Source organism: Embleya sp. NPDC025285, assembly GCF_055558835.1.
This window is the reverse complement of the sequence record NZ_JBVHLU010000054.1, coordinates 64956-74001: the sequence shown is the minus strand read 5'-3', so window position 1 is coordinate 74001 and position 9046 is coordinate 64956. Positions and strand designations below refer to the sequence as shown.

Here is a 9046-nt window from a genome sequence, read left to right as displayed (position 1 = left end):
GGCGCGCTTTTGTTCCGGGGCTGAGCGGGGAGCCAAACCACTCTCCTCCCCCCCCCCCCCCCCCCCCCCCCCCCCCCCCACCGGCGTTCATGCGTATGTATCGACGCGCCCGTGCCGACACTCGTCGGCATCGGGTCGGCCCCGACCGGGCGGTGACCGAGTCTCCCGTACCGTGCCCTGGGGCATCGGACGGGTCGGCCGCCGTGCTCCGCTCAGCTGCCGTTCTCCTCGCGCCGCCGGCGCCAGCGGTCCTCGATGCGGTTCATCACCTTGGCCTTGCGCCGGCGCGGTGCGCGCCCGGGAGCGCCGCCGCCTTCGCCCGCGTTGGCCGTCGCGGGTCCCCGGCGCCAGCCGGTGACCGCGAGGAGCGCCCCACCGAGCATCGCCAGAAAGCCGATGACGCTCACCCAGATCTGTTGGACCATCATGCCGGTCATCAACAAGACGATGCCGAGCAGGAATCCGAGGATCGCCTGAACGGTGCGTCGCCGGGTGTGCCGGCGCATGCCGGCTGCTTCGAGCGCTGTCGCGAATTTGGGATCTTCGGCGTAGAGCGCTCGCTCCATCTGCTCAAGCATGCGCTGCTCGTGCTCTGAGAGCGGCACGGCGTCCTCCTTCGTCGGCCGCGACGCGACCTTGCGGCCCTTTCAGGATAGGCAGGTAATCGCTGTCGTGAAAGCCACCCTCGGCACCGGCTCGAAGCCCGCTTCCGGATGATGGGTCACTACGTCGATTCCCGCCCCTGTCGACACTCCTGCCCTGTCCGGCGCACGCTCATGTCCCCCGGTCAGGGCTTCGATGATATGCGGCCGGAGCGGGTTCGCGCTGAGGGGCGGGGCCGCGCGGGTCGCGCCCGGTCGCCGAGGCCGTTTCCGGGGGTCTGGCTCAGCGCCCCGAACGCCCCCGGGAGCGGGGTCCGGGGGCCAGCAGCGCGGCCGAGGTGAGCGCCGCGTCGCCGAATCGGCCGCGCACCGCGTCGGCCGCGCGCTCCGCCTCGCGTCGGCCCAGAACCCTTTCGCCGAGCATCAGTTGGCGCGGATGGGCGCCGCCGACCAGGCCCTCCACCCGGATGCCCACCAGCCGCAGCCGGGCCCGTTCCAGGCCCAGCGCGCCGTGCAGCACGCAGGCCACGCCGTAGATCTCGTGGCCCACGTCGGTGGCCTCGCGCAGCGTCCTGGCCCGGGTGAGCGTGGTGAAGTCGGCGAAGCGGATCTTGATCGTGACGGTCCGCCCGGCCACCTTCGCCCGGCGCAACCGGCTCGCGGTGCGGTGCGCCAGGTCGAGCAGTGTGCGGCGGATCACCACCGGATCGTCCACGTCGGTGGGGAAAGTCTCCTCGGCGCCGATACTGCGTTCGGGTTCGGACGGGATCACCGGACGCCGGTCCCGGCCCCACGCGAGTTCGTGCAGTCCGCGACCGGCGGCCGGACCGAGCGCGCGGCTCAACGTCTCGACCGGGGTGTGTGCGACGTCACCGATGGTGGTCAGGCCCAGATCGGTGAGCAGCGCGCCGGTGCGTTCGCCGACACCCCACAGTCGGTCCACCGGGAGCGGGTGCAGGAAGTCCACCACCTCCTCGGGGCGGACCACGCGCAGGCCGTTCGGCTTGGCCAGGGCACCGGCCAGTTTGGCGGTGAACTTGTTGTCGGCGATCCCGACCGAGCAGGTGATGCCCTGTTCGTCCAGGATCCGGGCGCGGATGCTCTCGCCGACCGTCTCCGGCGCGCCCAGTCGGCGGGTGACGCCGGTCAGGTCCAGGAACGCCTCGTCCAGGGACAGCGGCTCCACGCGCGAGGTGATCGAGCGGAGCACCTCCATGACGCCGCCGGAGATCAGCCCGTAGTCGTCGTGGTCCGGCGACAGGAACACCGCGTGCGGGGCGAGCCGGCGGGCCCGGGAGGTGGCCTGGCCGGCGTGTACACCCAGCGCGCGCACGTCGTAGGTGGCGGAGAGCACCACTCCGCGCGGACCCTGGCCGGCCACCACCAGGGGGGTGTCCCGCAGCGCGGGATTGCGGCGGATCTCGACGGACGCGTAGAAGGCGTCCATGTCCACGTGCATGATCGCCGGCGAGGCGGATCGGGCGGTGCTCATCCGGCACCGCCCGGGCCGGGGACCCGATCGGGGTCGGCCCGACCGGGGTCGGGGTCAGCCCGCCGGCTTGCTCGCCAGCAGGTGCAGTTGGGTGGCCAGGGCGCGGTACTCGGGCTGTTCGGCCGCGGCGCGCTCCAGGTCCAGGAGGGCGTCGAAGGAGCCCGGGTCGTCGACCAGGACGCCCGGGACCAAGTCGGCGAAGACCCGGATCGCGTGCACGGGGCCGGCTTCGAGGCCGGCCTTGGCGACCAGGCCGGTGAGGTCGGCGACGGTGAACCGGCGCGGCAGCGGATCGGTCGGACCGTACCGGCCCGCGGGGTCGACGAGCAGGTCGCGGGCCTGGTCGAAGTGCCCGGCGAGGGCACGGGCCAGGACCGCGCCGGTGCGGTTGGCCGCGAGCAGGCTGAGCGTGCCGCCGGCGCGCAGGGCGCGGACGATGTGCGCGAGGTCGGCCGAGGGGTCGTCGACCACCTCGAGCACGCCGTGGCACAACACCACGTCGGCGGCGTCCGGCTCGACCACGTCGAACAAACCGTGTGTGTCGCCCTGGTAGGCCCGGACCAGGTCGGTGACCCCGGCCTCGGCGGCCCGGCGTTCGAACGCGGCGAGCGCGTCCGGGCTGGGGTCGACGACGGTGACCCGGTGGCCGAGTCGGGCGATGGGCACGGCGAGGTTGCCGGTTCCGCCACCGGCGTCGAGCACGTCCAGGACGTCCCGTCCGGCCGCCCGGGCCCGTCGGTCCAACGCCTCGCGCAGCACCTGCCACACGACGGCGGTACGCATCGAGCTGCGCCTGCGCGTCTGGTCGGACACGGACACCCTCCTCCGGAACTGGTCGGGTTCCACCTTAGGGCGTCGAGGGAAGTCATCCCGCGCTCCCGGGACCGGCGTGCCAGAGCTTGTGCGGGGGCTGCTCGGTGGGGCCGCCGGCCGGGCGCAGGTCGGCGCACGGGCGGATCCGGAAGCCGCCCGTGTGCACCAGGACGCGGCGTGTGGCGGGCGCGGGCCCGTGGGTGTCGACGCGGCCACCGGTTCGTGTACGGCCGGGGGGTCGCCGGTGCTCCACGCGTCGTACCGGCCGCCCCGCTCCCGGCGGCCGGTGGCCCGCGGCGAGCGCGTCCCGCGTGGTCGCCGGGTCGGCCCGGTCGCGCCCGTGCGCGTCGCTGATCAGCCGGCACAGCGCGCTCCGGCCGGCCCTGCCCCGGGCGAGCACGGCGGCCCGGGGGTGTCCGGCGTCGGTGAATTTGCCGCCGCGCGCGGGGGTGCGTCGGCGCGGGCTCGTTTCGGCGGCGGCCGGCTCGATCGGCGGTACCGCGAACTCGGCGCCCCGGACGGGCCGGATGCCCGCCGCGACGCACCCGCGCGCGACGGCGCCGTACACCCCGTCCCGATCGGTCGGCGCGAGCGTGTCCGGACAGTGTTCGACCGTGCGCTCGATCAGCGTGTGCGGATGCGGGACGCCGGAGCGCATCGAATGCCCGGACGCGACGTGCGGGTGGACGAACGAGCGCTTCGATCGACTCGGTCGGTTCATGGGTGGTGCGTTCAATCGATAGGAGGGGGTGGGGCCGGGATCGGGGGCAGCGCGAGCAGTCGCACCACCAGGCGGAAGAAGGTCTCCACGTCGCGGATCAGGTCGTCCGCCTCGCGGCCGGTGACCGCGCCGGGCAGCCCCGCCTCGGCGGCGGCGCGCTTGCGGGCGCCGGACGCGAAGAAGGCGGCCCATTCGGTCAGCTCGGGCGCCACCTTCGGCAGCAGTTCCCACGCGCTGCGCGGGGCCCGCCGGCGCCGGCCCGGACGCTCGTCCTCGGCCTGTGCCCGAGCGGCCAGCACGGCCGCGGCCACGCGCAGCGCGGCCAGATGGGCCGTGGCGTACCGCTCTGCGGCGTCGCGGTTGACGGCGGCCTCGGTGAGCCCGCGCCGAGCCTGGGCCAGCAGATCGAGCGCGCCGCGCGGGGCGGACGACCAGCGCACGGGCGCCCGTCGGATCGGCGGCGGCTCGGGTATGTGGGCGGACTGGTTCAGACTCGCGCTCGGGCTCACGAAGCCACCTCCTCAATCGGCGGTCCGCGCCAGCGTCCAGGTCCCGGCGCCGGCGTCCAGGCTGAGGTCGTACACACCCAACGGCGCACTGCGACCGGCACCGGCCTCCACACGCCACACCTCACGCTCCCCCGTCGCCACGACGGCGGTCCGCGAGCGCGCGTGTTGCCACCACTCGCCGGTCTCGACCCAGTGCCCGATCACCTCCCGGACCACGTAGAGCCGGTCGTGCCACAGGAACCGCGCGGGGTCCCCACCACTGCGCAGCACCTCCACCGGGTCGGTGTGCAGACGCGTCATGCCGCTCCTCCTCTGCCGGGGGATCGGCGATGCGCTTCCCCACGCACCGCCGACCCGGGCTACCCATCCGGTTGCCCCGTGCCGTTCGAGTCGAACTCTTTCTCGAACAAAAGTTCGATCTCGTTTGCCAGTAAAGCTCGCTCCCCCACCCACGTCAACGTCATTGCCGCAGTCCCGGGCGAACCGTCGTGTTCGAGCGATGTTCGAGCATGTTCGAGTCCACTCGATCCGCCGTCGAGAGCGGTCGCCCCCCACGTCCTCCACCGTGACAGGCGACACCGACAGCCCCGGCGGGCCGACCCGGCGTGCCACCCTTGTCCGGGTGCGCCCACGTCTGCCCTCGCCGCTGCGCGAGCTGTCCGATCCCCGACTGACCGCCCGCGGCCTGCGACTCGCGCTCAAACGGGACGACCTGATCCATCCCGAGGTGCCCGGCAACAAGTGGCGAAAGCTGAAGTACAACCTGGTGGCGGCCCGTGAGCAGGGGCAGCGCACGTTGTTGACCTTCGGCGGCGCGTACTCCAACCACCTGCGGGCCACCGCCGCCGCCGGCCGCGCGCACGGGCTGGCAACGGTGGGCGTGGTGCGTGGCGAGGAACTCGCCGACCGCCCGCTCAACCCGTCGCTCGCCTTCGCCGTCGAACACGGCATGCGGCTGGTGTTCACGGACCGCGCGACCTACCGCGCCAAGCACACGCCGCGCGTACTCGATCGGCTGCTCGCCGCGCACGGCCCCGCGTACGTGCTCCCGGAGGGCGGCAGCAACGAGGCCGCCGTGCGCGGCTGCGCGGAACTGCCGGCCGAGCTCGGCGAGGACCTGGACACGGTCTGCGTCGCGGTGGGCACCGGCGGCACGCTGGCCGGCGTCGCGGCGGGCCTGCCGCCCGGACGGCGCGCGATCGGCTTCGCGGCGCTGAAGGGCGGCTTCCTCGCCGACGAGGTGGCCGACCTCCAACGGCGCACGTACGGCGCGCCGACCGAGAACTGGCACGTGGAGCACGACTTCCACCACGGCGGCTACGCGCGGCGCGGCCCGGAACTGGACGCCTTCCTAGCCGACTTCGCGGCCCGACACGACTTCGCACCCGAACCGATCTACGTCGGCAAGATGTTGTTCGGCCTGTTCGCCCTCGCCGAGCGCGGCACGTTCGCGCCGGGCACCCGACTGGTCGCGGTGGTCACCGGCTGAGCCCGACCCGCCGCCGGCCCCGAGCCGCGGCCCCGAACCGCGGCCCGGTCTCGCAACGCGCATGCGGCATGCGGCATGCGGCATGCGAAAGGCGTCGGTCCCGCCGCCCCCGCGGCAGTACCGACGCCTCGAACGACCCGGCTCCCCCGTGCCGGTCGTCGCCCACCGGGACCGACCGACGCCCCCGTCGTCCGTCCCGATGTCGCCGCGCCCCGCCGTCCCCCCGAACGGCCCTCCCCCCGAGGTTGTGTATGGGCGCTTCCCCGTGCCGACCACTGTGCCGGTCGGTCCGGTGGCGGAACATCCGTACGAATACTCAGTGGCGGGCATGAGTATCACCGCCCATATCCGCCTTGATCACGACTTTCGACCCGGGTTGCCCGCGGTGGAAAGAAATTTTCCCCGCGCGTACAACCCTCTGCCCGGGTCGCGAGTCTTACCAATCGTGACCCGCTGGGGGGTGGGCCCGTGGACCGTGGGGAGCGGTCGCGGGACGGTGAGGGGGATCAGGCCCGGGGGGCGGGCCTGATCCCCCTCACCCGCATATACGCTGTGCCACCGTGGCTCGCATTGTGGTTGTCGGCGCAGGTATGGGTGGGTTGGCGGTGGCCGCTCGGCTGGCCACGCTTCGGCACGAGGTGACCATCTGCGAACGGTCGTCGGCGACCGGCGGACTGTCCGGGTCGATCGTGCGGGACGGCTTCACCTTCACCACCGGGCCCGGGCTGCTCACGCTGCCGGCCGTCTACCGCGACCTGTTCCTCAAGACCGGCGCCGCCATCGAGGACGTCGTGGACCTGGTCCCGATCGCCACACCCACCCGCGAGTCGTTCGCCGCCGCGAGCGGCGCGCGCACCGTCGTGGACATCCCCAACGCGTCCCGGTCCGGGACCCACGAGGCGTTCGAGTCCGGGTTCGGGCCGGGCGCGGGCGACGACTGGCAGCGGCTGCTGCACCGCGCCAGCGAGATGTGGGGCGTCACGCGCAAGAGCTTCTTCGAGGCGCCGCTCCTGGCCGATCCCGCACAGCGCGCCGAGCGGCTGCGCAGCGCGGGCGGGCGGGCCGACCTGCGGGTGACCGCGCCGTGGCGCTCGCTGCGCTCGCTGGGTCGGACCCACCTGGGCGACCTGCGGCTGCGCGCCCACCTGGAGCGCTTCGCCGCCGAGGCGGGCTGCCACCCGGGCAAGGCACCCGCGACGCTGGCGACGCTGCCGTACCTGGAGGAGACCTTCGGGGTGTGGTGGGTGCGCGGCGGTCTGCACCGGATGACCCAGGCGCTGCACGCGCGCTGCGTGCAGCGGAAGGTGAAGGTGCGCACCGACACCGAGGTGATCTCGATCGAACGCGCCGGCGGGCGGGTCGCCGGCGTACTGCTGGCCGACGGCGGCCGGCTCGACGCCGACGTCGTGATCACCGACCTGCCCACCGACCCCGAAAGCGCCGGGCTGCTGCCGGCCGCGAGGACCGGCGGGGCAGGGCGGGTGCCGGCCTCCTCGGCGATGCTCGAACTGCATCTCGCGCTGCGCGGCGGCTCCGCCGGGACGCCGCACCGCACCTACCTGTTCGCGGACGATCCCGGGCACGAGCCGGACGCGCTGTTCGCGCGCCGCGCGGCGCCGCCGGTCGATCCCTCGCTGTGCGTACTGGCCCCCGACGACCCGGCGCTGGCCCCCGAGGGGCACAGCGCGTGGACGGTACAACTGCGGGTGCCTCGGCACGGCGCGGTGGACTGGGACTCGGCCGCCGTCCGGGCCGCCTACCCGGCGACCGTGCTCGACCTGATGGCCCGTCGCGGTCTGGACGTCCGCGACCGGGTGTTGTGGTCGGAGCTGCGCACGCCCGCCGACCTGGCGGAGCAGACCGGCGCCCCGGGCGGCGAGGTGCCGGGCGCGGGCGCCGACGGTCCGCGCACCGCACCGCGCCGGGTCCCGAACCGGTCGGCCGTACCGGGACTGTTCTCGGTCGGCGCGAGCGCCCATCCGGGTGGCGGTCTGACCCGGGTGGGCATGTCCGCGGCGCTGGTGGCGGAGCTGATCGGGCGCGCGTGAGGCGTCAGCGGGCCTTGGCGCGGCGGCCCTTCGGGCGCCGGCCGCTGACCGTCCAGCCGTGGTGGTAGGCCTTGCGCACGTAGCGCGTGGTCAGGAACTGGCCCACGGCGAAGCAGAACACGCCGATGCCGACCAGCACCGGGTTCTTGATCCCCACGCCTGCGGCCACACCGACGAAGCCGACGAAGGCGAGCACGCGGTAGCGGAACGGCGCGCCGTGCTGCCACAGCACCTCGGTCAGCAACCACAACCCGATCGGCACGAACAGGATGTAGAGCACCACCAAGCCGAGCTGCACGGTAGATCCCTTCGTTACCGGCGCGTTGCCTCACCCTAAAGGGTGAACCGGTCGTTGGGGCCGAACCGGATCAGCCGCCTTCGTGAAGCCCGAGGTTCTGGTAGATCTCGGTGGTCGCGGTGGATCGGTTGAGGGTGATGAAGTGCAGTCCCGGCGCGCCCTCGGCGAGCAGCCGCTCGGACATCCGGGTCGCGTACTCCACGCCGATCGCGCGCACCGCGGCCCGGTCGTCGGCGACCGCCTCGACCGCCACCGCCAGCTCGGCCGGCACCCTGCAGCCGCTCAGCTCGTCCGCCCGCACCAGCGTGGTCGGGCTGGTGACCGGCATCACCTCGGGAATGATCGGGATGTCGCAGCCGGCCGCCGCCACCCGGTCGCGCAGCCGCAGGTAGTCCTCGACCGAGAAGAACATCTGGGTGATCGCGTAGTCGGCGCCGGCCCGGCACTTGGCCACGAAGTGCCGGATGTCCTCTTCCCAGTTCGTCGAACGCGGGTGCATCTCCGGGAACGCCGCGACGCCCACGCAGAAGTCGCCGGACGCGCGCAGCAGCTCGACCAGCTCGATCGCGTAGGTGAAGCCGTCCGGGTGGGCGACCCACTCGCCCTTCGGGTCGCCGGGCGGGTCGCCGCGCAGCGCGAGCACGTTGCGCACGCCCGCGTCGGCGTACTGCCCGATGATGTTGCGCAGCTCGGCGCGGGTGTGCCCGACCGCGGTCAGGTGGCCCACGGGGGTGAGCGTGGTCTCGGTGGCGATCCGTTCGGTGGTGTCCACGGTCATGCCCCGGCTGGAGCCGCCCGCGCCGTAGGTGACCGAGACGAAGGTCGGCGCCAGCGCCTCGACCCGACGGATGGCATCCCACAGTGTGCGGGTGCCCTTCTCGCTCCTGGGTGGCATGAACTCGAACGAGAAGGACCGGGTGCCGCTCGCGAGCAGATCGCGAATGGCGGGGGTTCGACTGATCCGAGTGGATGCGGCACCGAGAGACATGTACGCAGGTTATCCGGCGGTCACGCGGACGAGAACGTCTTCCCACTCCGCGAGACGGCCGGGCTGCTCCGGATGGCCGGACCGGG

10 protein-coding genes are annotated in these 9046 nt (G+C 73.6%); 2 read left to right on the top strand and 8 right to left on the bottom strand.

The features are described from left to right. Nucleotides 1-212: 212 nt before the first annotated feature. The 6 genes from ACZ4FV_RS30920 to ACZ4FV_RS30895 form a co-directional block, all read right to left on the bottom strand. On the bottom strand, nucleotides 213-605 hold the full coding sequence (locus ACZ4FV_RS30920) for a DUF3040 domain-containing protein (RefSeq protein WP_395862409.1): 393 nt from the start codon (nucleotides 603-605) through the stop codon (nucleotides 213-215). A 280-nt stretch (nucleotides 606-885) separates the two neighbouring features. Beyond that, complete coding sequence (gene dinB, locus ACZ4FV_RS30915) at nucleotides 886-2094, bottom strand: DNA polymerase IV (protein ID WP_402231762.1); 1209 nt, start codon at nucleotides 2092-2094, stop codon at nucleotides 886-888. A 54-nt stretch (nucleotides 2095-2148) separates the two neighbouring features. Beyond that, entirely contained in the window at nucleotides 2149-2907 is a 759-nt protein-coding gene (locus ACZ4FV_RS30910) for a methyltransferase domain-containing protein (protein ID WP_402231764.1), read from the bottom strand. 52 nt (nucleotides 2908-2959) lie between these two features. Beyond that, a complete protein-coding gene (locus tag ACZ4FV_RS30905) occupies nucleotides 2960-3628 on the bottom strand; it encodes a hypothetical protein (protein WP_465323802.1) in 669 nt (222 codons plus the stop codon). An 11-nt stretch (nucleotides 3629-3639) separates the two neighbouring features. Beyond that, nucleotides 3640-4137: an SAV_6107 family HEPN domain-containing protein gene (locus ACZ4FV_RS30900; protein WP_402231768.1), complete on the bottom strand. Its 498-nt coding sequence runs from the start codon at nucleotides 4135-4137 to the stop codon at nucleotides 3640-3642. Nucleotides 4138-4149: 12 nt separating this feature from the next. Further along, nucleotides 4150-4437, bottom strand: a complete 288-nt coding sequence (locus ACZ4FV_RS30895; protein WP_395862401.1) for a DUF6504 family protein — start codon at nucleotides 4435-4437, stop codon at nucleotides 4150-4152. Between the two features lie 322 nt (nucleotides 4438-4759). On the opposite strand from ACZ4FV_RS30895, the gene ACZ4FV_RS30890 reads away from it, so the two are divergent. Together ACZ4FV_RS30890 and ACZ4FV_RS30885 are read left to right on the top strand one after the other, a co-directional pair. Next, the gene (locus ACZ4FV_RS30890) at nucleotides 4760-5626 is read left to right on the top strand and encodes a 1-aminocyclopropane-1-carboxylate deaminase/D-cysteine desulfhydrase (RefSeq protein ID WP_395862399.1); all 867 of its coding nucleotides are present in this window, start codon (nucleotides 4760-4762) and stop codon (nucleotides 5624-5626) included. A gap of 560 nt (nucleotides 5627-6186) precedes the next feature. Further along, complete coding sequence (locus ACZ4FV_RS30885) at nucleotides 6187-7674, top strand: phytoene desaturase family protein (RefSeq protein ID WP_465323801.1); 1488 nt, start codon at nucleotides 6187-6189, stop codon at nucleotides 7672-7674. 4 nt (nucleotides 7675-7678) lie between these two features. Here the strand turns inward: ACZ4FV_RS30885 and ACZ4FV_RS30880 are convergent, their stop codons facing one another. Further along, on the bottom strand, nucleotides 7679-7972 hold the full coding sequence (locus tag ACZ4FV_RS30880; RefSeq protein WP_395862395.1) for a hypothetical protein: 294 nt from the start codon (nucleotides 7970-7972) through the stop codon (nucleotides 7679-7681). Nucleotides 7973-8042: 70 nt separating this feature from the next. Then, entirely contained in the window at nucleotides 8043-8960 is a 918-nt protein-coding gene (gene metF / locus ACZ4FV_RS30875) for a methylenetetrahydrofolate reductase [NAD(P)H] (protein ID WP_402231770.1), read from the bottom strand. Nucleotides 8961-9046 lie beyond the last annotated feature (86 nt).

Bases quoted from the DNA above. Each gene is read 5' to 3' on its own strand.
- metF (WP_402231770.1), bottom strand. From the start codon at position 8,960: ATGTCTCTCGGTGCCGCATCCACTCGGATCAGTCGAACCCCCGCCATT.
- ACZ4FV_RS30905 (WP_465323802.1), bottom strand. From the start codon at position 3,628: ATGAACCGACCGAGTCGATCGAAGCGCTCGTTCGTCCACCCGCACGTC.
- dinB (WP_402231762.1), bottom strand. From the start codon at position 2,094: ATGAGCACCGCCCGATCCGCCTCGCCGGCGATCATGCACGTGGACATG.
- ACZ4FV_RS30895 (WP_395862401.1), bottom strand. From the start codon at position 4,437: ATGACGCGTCTGCACACCGACCCGGTGGAGGTGCTGCGCAGTGGTGGG.